A 16514-nucleotide genomic window follows, 5' to 3' on the forward strand; every position below is an offset into this window, starting at 1 on the left:
ATGAGAGCCCGCTGTGAATTGAAACTCAAACTTGGATAGGGAGGGCGCTCACTGTGCGAGCGCCCTGCCCTTAAAATCAGTTCTGTGCGTCGGGGGCTTCCAACGGTGCGCCATTCTGCAGTTCAACATTGAGGCCCAAGGAACGCATTTCCTTGACCAGCACGTTGAAGCTTTCCGGAATGCCGGTTTCAAAGGCATCGTCACCACGGACGATCGCTTCGTAAACCTTGGTGCGGCCCGCCACGTCGTCGGACTTCACCGTCAGCATTTCCTGCAGCGTATAGGCAGCGCCGTAAGCTTCGAGAGCCCAGACTTCCATTTCGCCGAAGCGCTGGCCACCGAACTGCGCCTTGCCGCCCAGCGGTTGCTGGGTAACGAGCGAGTAAGGCCCGATCGAACGGGCGTGGATCTTGTCGTCCACGAGATGGTGCAGCTTCAGGATATAGATGTAGCCCACGGTCACCGGACGGTCGAACACATCGCCAGTACGGCCGTCATAGAGCTTGATCTGGCCAGAGGTGGACAGACCGGCATCCTGCAGCATCTTGGAAATGTCTTCCTCGCGCGCACCATCGAAGACCGGCGTTGCAATCGGAACGCCCTTCTTCACGGTGTGGGCGAATTCGACAATCTGGGTATCATCCAAAGCATCGAGTTCGGCATTCTTGCCATAGGCGCTGAACAGCACGTCACGCACGGGCTTCGACTTCTGCGAAGACTGGTACACTTCCAGTGCTTCACCGATCTTCTTGCCCATGCCGGCGCAGGCCCAACCCAAATGGGTTTCGAGGATCTGACCAACGTTCATGCGCGAAGGCACGCCGAGCGGATTGAGCACCACGTCAACCGGGGTGCCGTCTTCCAGATAGGGCATGTCTTCCTGCGGCACGATCTTGGAGACCACGCCCTTGTTGCCATGGCGGCCGGCCATCTTGTCGCCCGGCTGGATCTTGCGCTTCACGGCAACGAAGACCTTGACCATCTTCATCACGCCGGTGGGCAGTTCATCGCCACGCTGCAGCTTTTCGACCTTGTCCATGAAGCGCGTTTCGAGGCGCTTCTTGGAGTCGTCGTACTGCACTTTCATGGCTTCGAGTTCGCCCATGGACTTTTCGTTGCCCAGAGCGATGTTCCACCATTGCGAACGCGGAATGCCTTCCAGGTCCTTCTCGGCAATCTTGCCATCCAGCTTGTGGCCGCGCGGGCCGCCGGTGGCTGTCTTGCCATGCAGGAAGTCATGCAGGCGGCCGTAAGAGTTGCGGTCGAGGATCGCGAGTTCGTCGTCGCGGTCCTTGGCCAGGCGTTCGATTTCTTCGCGCTCGATGGCCAAGGCACGTTCGTCCTTGTCCACACCATGGCGGTTGAACACGCGCACTTCCACGACCGTGCCCGACACGCCGGGCGGCAGGCGCAGAGACGTGTCACGCACATCAGAAGCCTTTTCACCGAAGATGGCGCGCAGCAGCTTTTCTTCCGGCGTCATCGGGCTTTCGCCCTTCGGGGTGATCTTGCCGACCAGAATGTCGCCCGGCTTCACTTCAGCACCGATGTAAACGATGCCAGCTTCGTCGAGGTTCTTGAGGCTTTCTTCGCCCACATTCGGAATGTCGCGGGTGATTTCTTCCGGGCCGAGCTTGGTGTCACGAGCCATCACGTCGAATTCTTCGATGTGGATCGACGTGAACACGTCATCCTTCACGATGCGCTCGGAGAGCAGGATCGAGTCTTCGAAGTTGTAGCCATTCCACGGCATGAACGCGACGAGGCAGTTCTGGCCGAGAGCCAGATCGCCCAGTTCCGTCGATGGGCCGTCAGCGATGATGTCGCCGGCGTCCACGATGTCACCAGCACGCACCAGCGGACGCTGGTTGATGCAGGTGGACTGGTTGGAACGCTGGAACTTGGCCAGGGTATAAATATCAACACCCGGCTTCGTCGGATCGGTTTCTTCCGTGGCGCGGATCACGATGCGCTTGGCGTCCACCTGGTCGACCACGCCGGAACGGCGGGCGGTGATGGCGGCACCAGAGTCACGGGCCACAACGCTTTCCATGCCGGTGCCCACCAGCGGTGCGGATGAACGCACCAGCGGCACGGCCTGACGCTGCATGTTGGAACCCATGAGGGCGCGGTTGGCGTCGTCGTTTTCAAGGAACGGGATCAAGGCGGCGGCAACCGAAACGATCTGCTTCGGCGAGACGTCGGCAAAGTCCACGCGGTCCGGGGTGATCTGGAACACGTCGCCCTGATAACGCACGATGACCTGTTCGTCAGCAAATGCGCCGTCCTTGGTCAGCGGCACGTTGGCCTGGGCGATGTGATACTTGGCTTCCTCAATGGCGGAGAGATACTTCACGTCATTGGTCACTTTGCCATCGGTCACGCGGCGATACGGCGTTTCAATGAAGCCATATTTGTTGACGCGGGCATAGGTGGCGAGCGAGTTGATCAGACCGATATTCGGGCCTTCCGGCGTTTCAATCGGGCAGATGCGGCCGTAGTGGGTCGGGTGAACGTCGCGGACTTCGAAGCCAGCACGTTCACGCGTCAGACCGCCCGGGCCAAGGGCCGAGAGACGGCGCTTGTGGGTGATTTCAGACAGCGGATTGGTCTGGTCCATGAATTGCGACAGCTGCGAGGAGCCGAAGAATTCACGCACGGCAGCGGCAGCAGGCTTGGCATTGATCAAGTCATGCGGCATCACCGTGTCGATATCAACCGATGACAGACGTTCCTTGATGGCGCGTTCCATACGGACGAGGCCGAGGCGGTATTGGTTTTCCATGAGCTCGCCCACCGAGCGCACACGGCGGTTGCCGAGATTGTCGATGTCGTCGACTTCGCCCTTCGAGTCGCGCAGGTCATGCAGCGTCTTGACGATGAGCAGGATGTCTTCCTTGCGCAGAACGCGCATGGAGTCGGCCACGTTCAAATCAAGGCGCATGTTCATCTTCACGCGGCCCACGGCCGAGAGGTCATAACGCTCTTGATCGAAGAACAGGCCCTTGAACAGCGCTTCAGCGCCTTCACGCGTCGGCGGTTCACCGGGGCGCATGACGCGGTAGATTTCAACCAGCGCCTGCTCATAGCTTTCAACCTTGTCGGCCTTCAGCGTGTTGCGGATGTAAGCACCGGTGTTGATATGGTCGATGTCGAGGAGGTTCAGGGTCTTGAAGCCCTGCTCCTTGAGTGCCTTGAGCGACTTCTCGGTGATCTCTTCGCCGGCTTCGGCATAGATTTCACCGGTGTCTTCATTCACCATTTCGTCGGCGATGTACTGACCATAGAGGTCTTCATCGCGCACCAGGAGTTCCTTGGTGCCGTCTTCAGCGATCTTGCGGGCCATGCGCGGCGAGATCTTCTTGCCGGCTTCAACAACCACAGCGCCCGTCTTGGCGTCGATCATGTCAACCGTCGGCTTGATGCCCTTGAAACGGTCAGCCAAATAAGGCATGCGCCAGCCTTCCTTGGTCATGCTGTAAGGCACTGACTTGTAGAAGTGGTGCAGGATTTCTTCCGAGCCCATGCCCAAGGCATAGAACAGCGTCGTCACGGGAAGTTTGCGGCGGCGGTCGATACGCGCGAAAATGAGGTCCTTGGCATCGAATTCGAAATCGAGCCACGAGCCGCGATAGGGAATGACGCGGGCGGCAAACAGGATCTTGCCCGAAGAGTGGCTCTTGCCTTTATCGTTGTCGAAGAAGACGCCCGGCGAACGGTGCATCTGGGACACGATCACGCGCTCGGTGCCGTTGACCACGAAGGTGCCGTTCTTGGTCATGAGCGGAATTTCGCCCATGTACACGTCCTGCTCCTTCACGTCCTTCAGCGACTTGGCCTGGGTGTCAGGGTCAATTTCGAACACGACGAGCTGCAGGGTGACGCGCAGCGGTGCTGCATAGGTCATGCCGCGCTGCTGGCATTCATCCACGTCAAACTTCGGCTGTTCGAATTCGTAACGCTTGAATTCCAGCACCGACTGGCCGGAGAAATCGGAAATCGGGAAGACCGACTTGAAGACGGCTTGCAAACCCTCGGTGAGGCGGCCACCGGCCGGCTCCTGCATCTGCAGGAACTGTTCGTAAGATTCACGCTGAACCTCGATGAGATTCGGCATTTCGGCAACTTCAATACCTTTGCCGAAGACCTTACGAATTCGCTTCCTGCTTGCAATGGATCTTGTGTCAGCCATGTGTTTTCCTGTCACTTTTTGAATTCTACGCGCACAGCGCCCCTTCAGGACGCCCAAAACAGTTCTGCAAATGCCTGCGACTACAGGCCTTTGAAGAACTGTTCCAACTCGATACTTATGATCCTGTCATGCGGAGAGAGCCTTTTGCCCGCCCCTCGTGGCAAGATTGTGGCTGGTTCCCCGCCCTGAGATAGGAACCCCAGGGCGGAAAACCAAGTGGAGTTACTTCAGCTCGACCTTGGCGCCGACGCCTTCGAGCTTCTTCTTCATGTCTTCTGCGTCCTTCTTGGCAACGCCTTCCTTCAGGGGCTTCGGAGCGCCTTCGACAAGGTCCTTGGCTTCCTTCAGGCCGAGGCCGGTGATGGCGCGGACTTCCTTGATCACTTCGATCTTCTTGTCGCCAGCGGCGGCCAGAACAACGGTGAACTCGGTCTTTTCTTCAGCAGCCGGAGCAGCAGCGCCGCCGCCAGCAGCAGCAACTGCCACGGGAGCAGCAGCCGAAACGCCCCACTTCTCTTCGAGAAGCTTGGAAAGCTCAGCAGCTTCCAGAACGGTCAAGGCGGACAGGTCGTCTACGATTTTGGCAAGATCAGCCATTTTATTTTCTCACTTTTTAAGTCGGTTAAAACAAAAGTTGGTTGGGTTCGCTTTATCAAGCAGCCTTGGTGGCATAGGCGTTCATCACACGCGCCAGCTGACCTGCAGGTGCCGCAACCACGCCCGCAATGCGGGTGGCCGGGGTCTGGATCATGCCGACGAGCTTTGCACGCAGCTCATTGAGCGACGGCAGCGATGCGAGCGCCTTGACGGAGGCAGCATCCATTGGGGTTGCGCCCAGAGCACCGCCGAGGATCACGAACTTTTCGTGGGCCTTGGCGAAGTCAGAGGCAACCTTGGGTGCCGTCACAGGATCGTTAGCATAGGCCAGCATGGTAGGGCCGGTCAGGTAGCTTTCGATGCTTTTTGCGTCAGTGCCTTCCAGAGCGAGCTTGACGAGGCTGTTCTTCGCAACCTTTACGGTTGCGCCAGCAGCGGCCATCTTGTTACGCAGGTCGAGGACCTGGTTCGCAGTGAGGCCGTTGTTGTGGGCCACAACGACAACAGCGGAATTCTTGAAAATCCCGTTGAGCGTTGAGACGAGCTGTGATTTTGCAGCTTTTTCCACTTGCTCTCTCCTTTTTGGCGTGAAGCGGAATGCCTCACACCGGTTGGACCAACCGTCTTGCTCTCAAGCCTTATGGCTTCAAGCAAAACGGCGCTTAAAGCCTGCCCCCGGATTTTCATCCGGTTCGTGAGGTCTCAACCGACTTACTCCTCCTTGCGGAGGGAATTCGTTTTGACTCCCATCTCATGCTGGCTGGACTTTTAAGTGAGGTTGCCCCCACGCCCGCAATCTTGGACAGGTTGAACATCAGGCCCGAAAGCCAGACATTCATCCGTGCGCGGAAGATTTCCCTCCGCACACGGAATTTCGTTTAGGCCGCAGGGCCTACTGCTGCGAGATCGATCTTCAGGCCGGGGCCCATCGACGATGACAGCGAAATCTTCTTCAGGTAGGTGCCCTTGGCGCCTGCCGGCTTGGACTTGTTGACGGCGTCCACGAAAGCACGAACGTTGCCGGCAATCTGCTCTTCCGAGAAGGATGCCTTGCCAACGCCAGCCTGTACGATGCCGGCCTTTTCGACGCGGAATTCAACAGCGCCACCCTTGGCTGCTTTCACAGCTGCGGTCACGTCCATGGTCACAGTCCCAACCTTGGGGTTCGGCATCATGTTACGCGGGCCGAGAACCTTGCCGAGACGACCGACGAGGCCCATCATGTCCGGCGTTGCAATGCAACGGTCGAAATCAATGGTGCCCTTGTTGACGATTTCAAAGAGGTCTTCAGCGCCGACGATATCTGCACCAGCCTTCTTGGCTTCATCAGCCTTCGGGCCCTTGGCGAACACGGCAACGCGGACTTTACGGCCCGAGCCATTCGGCAGGTTGCACACGCCGCGAACCATCTGGTCAGCATGGCGCGGGTCAACACCGAGATTCATTGCCACTTCGATGGTTTCGTCAAACTTGGCATTGGCGCGGGCCTTTACCAGCTTCACGGCTTCTTCGATGGTGTAGAGCTTCGCACGGTCAAGGCCGTCGAGGTTCTTGGTAATACGCTTGGCTTTGCTCATGGCTTAGTTTCCCGTCACTTCCAGGCCCATCGAACGGGCCGAACCGGCGATCTCGCGCGCACCTGCTTCGAGGTCGCGTGCATTCATGCCCTTGAGCTTCTGCTCAGCGATTTCACGGCACTGGGCCATGGTCACCGTGCCAGCCTTGACCTTGCCTGGCTCCTTGGAACCGGCATTGATCTTGGCGGCCTTCTTGAGGAAATGCGACGCCGGCGGCGACTTCATTTCAAAGGTGAAGGACTTGTCCTGATAGGCCGTGATCACCACTGGAACGGGCGAACCCGGATCCATCTTCTGCGAGGCGGCATTGAAGGCCTTGCAGAATTCCATGATGTTCAGACCACGTTGGCCCAGAGCCGGGCCGATCGGGGGTGATGGGTTGGCCTGTCCAGCTGGCACTTGCAGCTTGATGTAGCCGACGATTTTCTTCGCCATGTTGTCTTCCCTCTTACAAGGTTAGTGGTGCGGCTTTTTGAAAGGCCTTCCACGGGTTTCTAGTCACTAAAGCCCTCCTCCTTGCGGAGAAGGGAATTCTTACTTCATCTTCTCAACCTGGCTGTATTCCAGCTCGACAGGCGTTGGGCGCCCGAAGATGGAAACAGCCACTTTGAGGCGGGCGCGTTCTTCGTCCACTTCTTCCACCTGGCCATTGAACGAGGCAAACGGGCCATCGGCCACGCGCACTTGTTCGCCCACTTCAAAGTGGATGGTGGCCTTGGGACGCTCAACGCCTTCAGCAACCTGATTCAGGATGCGGTTGGCTTCAGCGTCTGAAATCGGAACCGGCTTGGAGCCCGAACCGAGGAAACCAGTAACCTTCGGCGTGTTCTTGATCAGATGGAACACTTCGTCGGTCAAATCGATCTTGGCAAGCACGTAGCCCGGGAAGAATCGGCGTTCGCTCTTCACACGGCGGCCACGGCGAAGCTCCACCACTTCTTCGGTTGGCACCATCACCTGCTCGAAAAGGTCCTGCAGGCCCTTCTGAACGGATTGCTCCTTCAGGCTTTCAGCGACCTTCTTTTCGAAGTTCGAATAGGTGTGGACGATGTACCAGCGCTTTGCCATATCTTGCCGCAATACCTTGATTTAAAGCTCAAATTCCAAGAAGACGGTCAACGACCAGCTTCAGGAGCGCATCCGCACCCAGAAAGAAGGCACTCGCTGCAATCACCATGATGACGACCATCACGGTTGAAATGCCAAGTTCCCGGCGCGATGGCCACGTGACCTTTTCGGCCTCGTCGCGCACGTCCTGGAAAAAGGTAATCAGATTCTCTTTCTTGGCCATTTTCGCCTTGCGTTCTCTAATCTGTAAGCCTCTGATTTCATTTCTGAAACCAGAAGAAGTTGGCAGGGGCAGTAGGATTTGAACCCACGACCTATGGTTTTGGAGACCATCGCTCTACCAACTGAGCTATACCCCTTCATCTCGCGGGCCCATAAACCCTTGAAATGACTACTCGTATTCCTTAGACGCAACAGAGCGGCCAAAGCTTCCATCGCCTTGCCGCTGATCACGCTAAATTGGATGCCCGGCATTTAGGGGGGATGCAGCCTTCCGTCAACTGGTTAAATGGCGCGAAAAGTCCTGAGCGTGTGCCTCGTGCCGGCTACCCCCATGCTAATCAACAAGGCGCCCCATCCGAGCAGGAATATGAACAATGCCGGGCGCCACCAAATTGGTTCATAGAAAAACCTAAGCTCTTTGATTGGGGACAGGCTTGTCACTGACTGGAGCTCTTTGCGCATCACGATGGGAAGTGGAATGCCATCAGCAGAAGCATACCAGCCTGGATAGGCGGTTTGCCCAAAGACAAACGTTCCATGCTCGGGAGAAGTGAAGTTGAAAACGACTTCATTCTGACCAACATGCGGGGGCTGCATGGGTATAGCGTGGCCGCTCCCGTCCTGATCAGCCCGCCACAACACCGGAAAGGCGGTAGGCCGCTCATAGAGGTAAGTTGAATTCCATTGCGCGATTAACGGCAGGTCTTGAAGTTCCTTGTCAGACACCCACCACTTTACCCCAAGCTCGTCCATTTTTTCGGATTTGGGGTTGAAGTCAAAATAGGAATGATAGGCAACGGTCCTGGAAGAACGATGACCATGGGCCGAAAGTATCGGATAAAGATCGCCAATATTAGGAGGCACCAACTCTTCGGGTGCATAAAATCGGTAGGGTTCGGGCGAGGCTTCTGACAGAGCCAAAAGCTTTTGGGCAACCGGGTTGTTCGATACACTCGGGATGACTGAGTCTGGGCCAATCGCAAACTGCGTTCGGGGTGGGAGGAAGTTTCCGATCTCGAATACCGCAATCAGAATGGCGATGCCCGAAATTAGCCCGCCAAGTGCAAAGTCTGGAATTTTGGGGGCAGCGGATCTAACCCACATCCGCGCACAATCGAGGCCAATGCCAGCCAAAATTGCTCCAGCAAAGCCAAACATGAAAAGCGCGCGCCCCGGCGACCTGACCAGGTTCAATAATGGGAGATGCATATAGATATAGGCAAGCGGGCTAATGAATGAAAAGGCGAAGCTCGTCGCGAATATTGCCAGAACAGCACAACATAAAACCAAAACTTTCTGTTCCGTTCGGTTCAGTGCTGCAGTCACAATTGCAACTGCTGCCAAGATCAATCCCATGCGCGTGAAAAAGAATGTCGCACCGTCAGGGTCGCCACCGCTTCCGCCAGTGAAGAGCGAAACAAGTCCGCGAAAAGGAACCGTGGATGCAATGAAAAAGTCCAGTGGCACTATGTGTGGAAAGGACGTGTAACCTGGGCCGTACCATTTATAGGACAATACAAGATATTCAGAAGTTGCAATGAATTGCGGAAGCATAAGGATAAGAGCTACCAAGCCAACGAGACAGAATAATTTGGCAAGCTCTTTCAAACGTGGAAGATTTGTTTTCAGCCAATTCAACCTGAGCAGGCCCGGCATGGCATAGGGCAGGATGAAAAAAGCTGCCATCAGCGCCAAGACGGTTGAATGCGCATGGCCGGCCAAAAAACTAAGGGCAACGCCTGTGCCCGCTAGCACGGCGTAGGAAATTCGCTGTTTTATGCCTGCCGCTGCCGCAAGACCGTAAAACCCCAGAGACACAAGAGGCATCCATGCCAGACCTGCAAAAAGATTGGGCTGACCGGCGACGCGCAGCGAAAAGCCCGTTCCATAAGCATAAATGATCGATGCCAGGAGGGCGGCCGTGGTGGACAAGCCAATCCGCAGACAAAAAACACTCATGCAGATAGCAGCAATGAAATAATGCAGCAGGAGAAACAGATCGACAGTCCTGAATGTGTCTCCCGGAAAAATGAGGCCCGCAATCCAAGCCACCGGATAAAGGGGCGAGGTCTGCAGCTCTCCGACAAAAGAGACGCCCGACATGACTCCGAAGTCCCACAATGCAAACTCACCTGAGCGAACGGCGTGGAAAACCTTGGTTAGCCACATATAGCTTTGATCTATAGAATCCCCGCCGGTCGCAAAACTATGCGTGCCGGCCCAAATGTGACGGAAGAAAACAAAGCAAAGCAATGCATGGATCAGGACAATCAGACCGAACTTGGGGAGTGATATGGGTCTGACTTTACTATTGCTGGCGATCATGAAGAAGAATGCTCACTGGTGTCTGCATCTTGATATCATGAAATAACAAGTGACAGGAAAAGTTTGCATATCTCGGACATGTGCAAATGCGAGCCGCCAAAGAAAAACGGCCAGGATCAATGTTGGTGATCCTGGCCGTCATTTCTATACTCAACCCCTTGGGGGCTTGAAAGAAGCCTACTCGTTGATCTTGGCGACGACGCCGGCGCCGACGGTGCGGCCGCCTTCACGGATGGCGAAGCGCAGCTTCTCTTCCATGGCGATCGGGGTAATGAGATCAACGTCGAACGACACGTTGTCGCCCGGCATCACCATTTCAGTACCCGCTGGCAGAGTCACAACACCGGTCACGTCCGTGGTGCGGAAGTAGAACTGCGGACGGTAGTTGTTGAAGAACGGCGTATGACGGCCACCCTCTTCCTTGGTCAGAATGTAGACTTCGGCCATGAACTTCTTGTGCGGCTTAATGCTGCCCGGCTTGGCCAGAACCTGGCCACGCTCAACGCCTTCACGTTCCACACCACGCAGCAGCGCGCCGATGTTGTCGCCAGCCTGGCCCTGGTCCAGAAGCTTGCGGAACATTTCAACGCCCGTGCAGGTGGTCTTGACGGTGTCGCGGATACCGATGATTTCGATTTCCTCGCCCACCTTCACAATGCCACGCTCAACACGGCCGGTCACAACCGTGCCGCGGCCCGAGATCGAGAACACGTCTTCGATCGGCATCAGGAACGGCTGGTCAATCGGACGCTCCGGCTGCGGAATGTATTCGTCAACCGTCTTCATCAGAGCGAGAATGGCGTCGCGGCCGATCTCAGGCTTGGTGCCTTCGAGTGCGCAGAGAGCCGAACCCTTGGTGATCGGAATGGTGTCGCCGGGGAACTGGTACGAGCTCAGGAGCTCGCGCACTTCCATTTCGACGAGTTCCAGGAGTTCCGGATCGTCAACCATGTCGACCTTGTTCATGAACACAACAAGTGCAGGCACACCAACCTGGCGGGCCAGCAGGATGTGCTCGCGGGTCTGCGGCATCGGGCCGTCAGCAGCCGACACAACCAGAATGCCGCCATCCATCTGGGCTGCACCGGTGATCATGTTCTTCACATAGTCAGCATGGCCGGGGCAATCGACGTGGGCGTAATGACGTGCCTTGGTCTGGTACTCAACGTGGGCCGTGTTGATCGTGATGCCACGCGCCTTTTCTTCCGGCGCCTTGTCGATCTGGTCATAAGCCATGAACGTAGCGCCACCGGTTTCAGCCAGGATCTTGGTGATCGCTGCCGTCAGCGAGGTCTTGCCGTGGTCAACATGGCCAATCGTGCCAATGTTGCAATGCGGCTTGTCGCGGTTGAATTTCTCTTTTCCCATTTTATCTCACGTCCTTTTTCAAACAAATCACGCGCCGGTTGGCGAGGTACCAAATCGGGCGCGTCTATAGGAAAATCAAATGGTGGTTGCAAGGACTGTTTGCAAGGTCTGCAGGTGCAGGCTCAAGACCTGATCGAGCTGCCTGGACCTGGCCTGCCGCTTTGCAAGTAACGCCGCAACATGCGGAGCGGCCGCGTCAGGCGCCAGGCCAGCGAAGTCTGCAACGCCTCCAGTTGCGGATTGGCCGCCTGCAACTGGTCAAATTCGAATTTGGTCCAGAGGTGTTCTTTGCGCTCGTTCAGGATTTCGCTGCTCAATTCAGCGACCGTCCGGGCCGCATGCTGGGTCGCCGCACTGGAAGCCGCTGCCACGCCTATGCCTGCATCCAGGTCCATCACATGCGCCAGGTTGCGGGGGACATAGCCCTTCAATTTCAGGCGTGCAGATATCTGGTTCCAATTTTTTCGGCGCATGTCATCGGACTGGAGCAATGTTATCTCGCGCACCGCCATGCCCTTCTGATGCGGATGAGGGTTGAGAACAGCGATTTCATCGATGATCGCGAATTTCCGGTGTTCGCGCGCTTGCAACACATGGCAATACCACCAATCCACGCCCCAGCCGACCAACTCACCATCATAGACATTCAAAAAGCTGACCAGCTTGTCCCGCCGAAAAACCGGGCAGGTCACTTCGACAAAATCAGTCAGACGGATATGCCTGCCGAGCTGCCTGGTGATGGCATGCGACACGCGGCCCGCGGGATCGTAAGACGGCTGGCACACCCAGAAGTCATAAGTCTCCGCGATATCGAACAGGCGGTTGATCTCGGGCGGCTTGATGTGAATGTCATCGTCGAGCAGGAAGATGAAATCGTAACGGTCAAAAAGTCCTGGTTGCTGCAGATAGAGCGCCTTGAGATTCTGGAACTTGCTGCCCTTGCGGCGCAGGATCACATCGGCGCGCGCTGCGACACCTTCATAGACCAAATCATCATCACCAAAGAAAGCAACGACCAGATCCCAACTGCGCGGCCCATCGTCCCACATGGCGATCTGGTGATGGCTGCCTGCACTGGTGAAAATGCAGCGCTTCCTTGGGGTGGAAATGCGCCGGTCAAGAATCCCTGAATCTTCCAATTACCCTGCTCCTACCAGGCGCAGACTTTCATGCCGAGTTCCGGGTTGTTCCAGCAGGCGGGATCACCGCCATCGCGCACGAAGGTGCCTGCCAGTGGCACATTGCGGGAGCCGAAGCGTTCGAAGCCCGAGGCAAAGCCACTGTCCATCATGATCATGCTGAAGCCCGCAACATCACCGCCCCGGATCAAGAAACTGCCATCAGCGCCGAGTGAACGGAAGCTGCAGCCGAAATATCCATGGGTATTGATGTAACAACGTGCCGATTTTGCCTCTGCTGCATGGGGCAATGCGATTGCGCCGAGTGCCAGAACTGCAAACGCTATTTTAGTGAGCATCATGTTCTCCCCTGTCTGCGGAGACGTAATCAAAATTCATCGGCGCTGACAATGGGGGAAGTTGGAGCGGGTGAAGGGGATCGAACCCTCGTCTTGAGTTTGGAAAACTCTTGCTCTACCATTGAGCTACACCCGCATCGCAGCACTGAGATAACAGAAGTCGGGATTCTGTAAAAGGGTTCTTGCGCCCTAAAACAGCGATGCCCGCTTTCGCGGGCACGACGATTCTGTGGCTTTGGAAAATGAAATGGTGGGAGAGGTAGGACTCGAACCTACGAAGCCGTAAAGCAGGGGATTTACAGTCCCCCCCCTTTGCCACTCGGGACACTCTCCCCCAAGTTCAAGCTTGTGAAACAATTGCAGTTGTTCGCGAAGCGTGGCGCTGTATGCCGCCCACCCTTCGCAGTGTCAAGCAGGCATCAGTTTTTGTGGTTGAGGGCCGCTTTCAGCGCAGCTTGTGCCTCATCGGGCAGGAACAGCGAAGTGTCGCCGCCCATCTTGCCGATCTGCTTGACCAGCGAGGATGAGATCATGCGGGTGGCAGGCGATGCGGCCAGGAACACGGTTTCGACTTCCGGCGTCAGGGCACCGTTCATCTGGGCCATTTGTACTTCGTAATCAAAATCGGAAGCATCGCGCAGGCCGCGGATGATGACATTGGCCTTTGCTGATTTGGCGGCCTCGACCGTGAGGCCGGAAAAAGTCACCACGTCGATTTTCAATCCGGCGTGTTCGGCCACCGGCTTTGCCACTGTGCGCACCAGTGCCAAGCGTTCTTCTGGCGAAAGCAAGCCCTGCTTTGAACCATGAGTGCCGATGCCGATCACCAGCTTGTCCACCAGCCTTGCGGCGCGGGCGATCACATCCAGATGCCCGAAGGTGATCGGATCAAACGAGCCGGGGTAAAAGCCGGTGCGCAAGTCAGGAGTTCCGCGAGACCATCCAGGCCGCGCCGCCAATGAGGCACGAGCCCGAGATGATTTCCAGAATACGGATGCGCTTCTGCGAGAGCCACTTGCCGGCGCGGCCCGCGAGGATCGCATAGAGACTGTCACTGAAGCAGGCGATCACCGCGAAGGTGAGGCCGAGCTGCAACGTTGACCAGGTCACATCAGCGCCTGAAGGAATAAAGGGTGGAATCAGCGCGCCGAACAACACCAACATCTTCGGATTGGACATGATGACCACGAAGCCCTGCAACAAGAAGCTGCCATGCGGCCTGGCGCGATCGGTGGCCATGGCCAGATCACCTTTCGAGCGGAACAGCTTGATGCCGAGCCAGACCAGATAGGCTGCACCGACATAACGCAACACATCAAACCACACGCCCATCATGTGGATGGCGGCAGTGAGGCCCAAAGCTGCAATAGCGAGCCAGATGATCACGCCGATTTGCGTGCCCAGAACATTCAGCAGCCCGGCGCGGGTGCCATGCTTCAGGCTGTTGGCGATAACGATGGTGACCGTTGGGCCCGGTACGATAGCCAAGGCGGTGGCGGCGAGGATGAAGGCGAGATAGCTGTTCATTGTCATTGATGCATCCTAGCGGGTTTTGTGGTCGTCCTCAATTGCGGATTGATTTGCGGCTGTCATGGGCCCAGGGCCGCTGCCCCTGCTCTTCCCGCGCCGTGCGGAGTGAATAGCGCCCATTCTTGAAACTGACGGCGTAGGCGCCGTTGCGCCAGACGTCAAACCGATCAATCACCAGCCGCGCCTTGCATTGGTGGCGCAGCGGAAAATCGGCGATGATGATCTGGGTGTTTGGGCAATAGAGGCCGTTGCCGGATTTCTCCTGCAGATAGGACACGCTCATGGGCGCGAGAGTGCTGAAGCAATCGCCGGTGTTGCAATCCCACCCTTGGCGCTGCGTGGCCTGATCGACGCTGGCCGTGTCGCCATTGCCTAGCAACCATTTGGTGGCGACGAATTTGTTGACGTTAGATGCGAGGACATAGTGGTCGTCCTGGTCGAGGATGGCGACATTGGCGGTGCGGTCTTCTACCAGAATGACCGGGCGGTCGTGGATCGAGGCGATGCTGAAACCCAGCGCGGCCAAAAGGATTGCGGGCAAGCGCAAGCCCTTGCCGCCGATAGCGAGGATCGCTGCGGCGAACGCCAACAGCAGGATGCCTGCGACATGCGGCTTGGCCACGAGCACATTTGCGGAGGGCCAGGACGCGATCCAATCGGAAACCTGCATGGTGAGCGTGAGGCCGAACTCCATCACTTTGAGCGGATAGTATTCAAAGCCGAATGGCATCAGGATCACCGCGACAAGTGCGGGCGGCATGACGAGCAATTCAGTCACTGGCAAGGTCAAGCCGTTGGCGAGAATGCCGTAAGGCGACAGGCGGTCGAAATGATAGGCGGCGGCGATGGTCGACGCCGAGCCTGCGATCAAAGTTGTGAGTGCGGCGGCCATTACGGCGCGGCCCGCTTTCGACACTAGACGCATACTGCGCGAGGCATCAGGCAAGCCCTCGCGGCGCGGGCGCGAGTGCCACCATTCGGCGAGCCCGGCCAGCCCCATGACCGCGAGGAACGACATCTGGAAACTGGCGCCTACGCTTTCCTCCGGCGTGACCAGCAGAATCAGGATCGCAGCGATGGCGAGGTTGCGCAGCGAGATGGCGCGCCTATCCACCAGAATGGCGCAGAACATCACGGCGATCATCAAATAGGAACGTTCGGTGGCCGAGCCAGAGTCAGCGAGCAGCGTGTAGATGAGGCCGACAATGAGTGCTGCAACGGCGGCGATTTTCTTGATGGGAAAGCGCAAGGCCAGGAAGGGAATGAGCGCCAGAAGTGCGCGCACCGCCCAGAAAACTCCGCCCGCCACCATCGACATGTGAAGGCCGGAAATCGAAATGATGTGGGCGAGGCCGGAGATTTGCAGGCTCTGGTTCATTTCCTGAGGGATGCCGGAGCGTTCACCGGAGACCATTGAATCTGCGAGGTGACCGACGGGCCCGGGGATCACGCTGGTGATGCGATCTGAAATGGCGGTGCGTAAAGTGCGGAAGATGCGGCGGTATTCAAACTGCCAAGGCACCGGGCGCATTTCCAGCGATGGTGCGCCGATCATTCTGCCGCCTGCGCCGATGGATTCGAAATACAGCATGCGCCCATAGTCAAAGCCGCCGGGTTGCACCGGGCGCGGCAGTGGCGAGAGATAAGCTTCGAAGCTTATGTAATCGCCGATCTGCAGCGCCGCGGCATCCTGCGCATAGACCCGCACGCGCCTGGGCTGTTCGTCTTCGGGAATGCCGGTTTGCTCCTCTACCGTCACAGTGAGTTGCCGCGCACCCTTGGCCTTGTTTTCGTAGTCGGCCACATAACCACCGATGATCACGCCATTGGTGGAGCCCCGCAGCATTGGCGTTGCCACCATGTCGGCACGGAATTTGGTGGCGCAAAACCCAACCAGAACGAGGCCCATCAGGAAGAACAACAGGCTCTTCCGGCGCAGCAAGAGCAGCAGCATGGCCGCAGTGGCGAAAACGGCATTCAGCGTGGCCGCAGGTTCGGTGGGCAGCGTGAAGTAGATCCAATTGCCTGTGATCAGGAACAGCGGCGCCCAGAGCAGCAACCTATCCGCCTGCGCCTTGGTCGCGGTGACGGCTGCATTGACCTGCGCCCATGCCCAGACGGAGACCATCTCCCACGAGATGGCCTGCCCTTTCATGCC

14 protein-coding genes and 3 tRNA genes are annotated in these 16514 nt (G+C 57.2%); all 17 read right to left on the minus strand.

The features are described 5' to 3' along the window. Positions 1-76: 76 nt before the first annotated feature. Positions 77-4192: a DNA-directed RNA polymerase subunit beta gene (gene rpoB / locus F8B91_RS05145; protein ID WP_196502623.1), complete on the minus strand. Its 4116-nt coding sequence runs from the start codon at positions 4190-4192 to the stop codon at positions 77-79. 222 nt (positions 4193-4414) lie between these two features. Then, positions 4415-4789: a 50S ribosomal protein L7/L12 gene (gene rplL / locus F8B91_RS05150; protein ID WP_196502624.1), complete on the minus strand. Its 375-nt coding sequence runs from the start codon at positions 4787-4789 to the stop codon at positions 4415-4417. A 55-nt stretch (positions 4790-4844) separates the two neighbouring features. Beyond that, positions 4845-5357 (minus strand): 50S ribosomal protein L10, encoded by a 513-nt coding sequence (gene rplJ, locus F8B91_RS05155; protein WP_196502625.1) that lies wholly within the window; start codon positions 5355-5357, stop codon positions 4845-4847. A 310-nt stretch (positions 5358-5667) separates the two neighbouring features. Next, positions 5668-6366 (minus strand): 50S ribosomal protein L1, encoded by a 699-nt coding sequence (gene rplA / locus F8B91_RS05160; RefSeq protein WP_196502626.1) that lies wholly within the window; start codon positions 6364-6366, stop codon positions 5668-5670. A 3-nt stretch (positions 6367-6369) separates the two neighbouring features. Beyond that, a complete protein-coding gene (gene rplK, locus F8B91_RS05165) occupies positions 6370-6801 on the minus strand; it encodes a 50S ribosomal protein L11 (protein ID WP_196502627.1) in 432 nt (143 codons plus the stop codon). A 99-nt stretch (positions 6802-6900) separates the two neighbouring features. Then, positions 6901-7434, minus strand: a complete 534-nt coding sequence (gene nusG, locus F8B91_RS05170; protein WP_196502628.1) for a transcription termination/antitermination protein NusG — start codon at positions 7432-7434, stop codon at positions 6901-6903. 28 nt (positions 7435-7462) lie between these two features. After that, on the minus strand, positions 7463-7657 hold the full coding sequence (gene secE / locus F8B91_RS05175; protein WP_196502629.1) for a preprotein translocase subunit SecE: 195 nt from the start codon (positions 7655-7657) through the stop codon (positions 7463-7465). Between the two features lie 60 nt (positions 7658-7717). Continuing rightward, positions 7718-7793: transfer RNA gene (locus F8B91_RS05180), tRNA-Trp, on the minus strand. 145 nt (positions 7794-7938) lie between these two features. Continuing rightward, on the minus strand, positions 7939-9981 hold the full coding sequence (locus F8B91_RS05185) for a hypothetical protein (protein WP_196502630.1): 2043 nt from the start codon (positions 9979-9981) through the stop codon (positions 7939-7941). Between the two features lie 177 nt (positions 9982-10158). Further along, the gene (gene tuf, locus F8B91_RS05190) at positions 10159-11349 is read right to left on the minus strand and encodes an elongation factor Tu (protein ID WP_196502433.1); all 1191 of its coding nucleotides are present in this window, start codon (positions 11347-11349) and stop codon (positions 10159-10161) included. Positions 11350-11471: 122 nt separating this feature from the next. Beyond that, the gene (locus F8B91_RS05195; protein WP_196502631.1) at positions 11472-12488 is read right to left on the minus strand and encodes a hypothetical protein; all 1017 of its coding nucleotides are present in this window, start codon (positions 12486-12488) and stop codon (positions 11472-11474) included. An 11-nt stretch (positions 12489-12499) separates the two neighbouring features. After that, positions 12500-12829: a hypothetical protein gene (locus F8B91_RS05200; RefSeq protein ID WP_196502632.1), complete on the minus strand. Its 330-nt coding sequence runs from the start codon at positions 12827-12829 to the stop codon at positions 12500-12502. Positions 12830-12888: 59 nt separating this feature from the next. After that, positions 12889-12962 (minus strand) — tRNA-Gly (locus tag F8B91_RS05205). 112 nt (positions 12963-13074) lie between these two features. Next, positions 13075-13160 (minus strand) — tRNA-Tyr (locus F8B91_RS05210). 85 nt (positions 13161-13245) lie between these two features. Beyond that, a complete protein-coding gene (gene coaD / locus F8B91_RS05215; protein ID WP_196503981.1) occupies positions 13246-13746 on the minus strand; it encodes a pantetheine-phosphate adenylyltransferase in 501 nt (166 codons plus the stop codon). 1 nt (position 13747) lies between these two features. Beyond that, positions 13748-14359 (minus strand): LysE family translocator, encoded by a 612-nt coding sequence (locus F8B91_RS05220; RefSeq protein ID WP_196502633.1) that lies wholly within the window; start codon positions 14357-14359, stop codon positions 13748-13750. Positions 14360-14390: 31 nt separating this feature from the next. Further along, positions 14391-16511, minus strand: coding sequence for a ComEC/Rec2 family competence protein (locus F8B91_RS05225; protein ID WP_196502634.1), 2121 nt, complete (start codon positions 16509-16511; stop codon positions 14391-14393). Between the last annotated feature and the right edge of the window lie 3 nt (positions 16512-16514).

Source organism: Aestuariivirga litoralis (genome assembly GCF_015714715.1).
Taxonomy (GTDB): domain Bacteria; phylum Pseudomonadota; class Alphaproteobacteria; order Rhizobiales; family Aestuariivirgaceae; genus Aestuariivirga; species Aestuariivirga litoralis_A.

Coding starts and splice junctions, on each gene's coding strand:
- F8B91_RS05200 (WP_196502632.1), bottom strand. CDS start 12,829: ATGATGCTCACTAAAATAGCGTTTGCAGTTCTGGCACTCGGCGCAATC.
- F8B91_RS05220 (WP_196502633.1), bottom strand. CDS start 14,359: ATGACAATGAACAGCTATCTCGCCTTCATCCTCGCCGCCACCGCCTTG.
- rplL (WP_196502624.1), bottom strand. CDS start 4,789: ATGGCTGATCTTGCCAAAATCGTAGACGACCTGTCCGCCTTGACCGTT.
- F8B91_RS05185 (WP_196502630.1), bottom strand. CDS start 9,981: ATGATCGCCAGCAATAGTAAAGTCAGACCCATATCACTCCCCAAGTTC.
- rpoB (WP_196502623.1), bottom strand. CDS start 4,192: ATGGCTGACACAAGATCCATTGCAAGCAGGAAGCGAATTCGTAAGGTC.
- secE (WP_196502629.1), bottom strand. CDS start 7,657: ATGGCCAAGAAAGAGAATCTGATTACCTTTTTCCAGGACGTGCGCGAC.
- rplK (WP_196502627.1), bottom strand. CDS start 6,801: ATGGCGAAGAAAATCGTCGGCTACATCAAGCTGCAAGTGCCAGCTGGA.
- rplA (WP_196502626.1), bottom strand. CDS start 6,366: ATGAGCAAAGCCAAGCGTATTACCAAGAACCTCGACGGCCTTGACCGT.
- tuf (WP_196502433.1), bottom strand. CDS start 11,349: ATGGGAAAAGAGAAATTCAACCGCGACAAGCCGCATTGCAACATTGGC.
- nusG (WP_196502628.1), bottom strand. CDS start 7,434: ATGGCAAAGCGCTGGTACATCGTCCACACCTATTCGAACTTCGAAAAG.
- F8B91_RS05225 (WP_196502634.1), bottom strand. CDS start 16,511: ATGAAAGGGCAGGCCATCTCGTGGGAGATGGTCTCCGTCTGGGCATGG.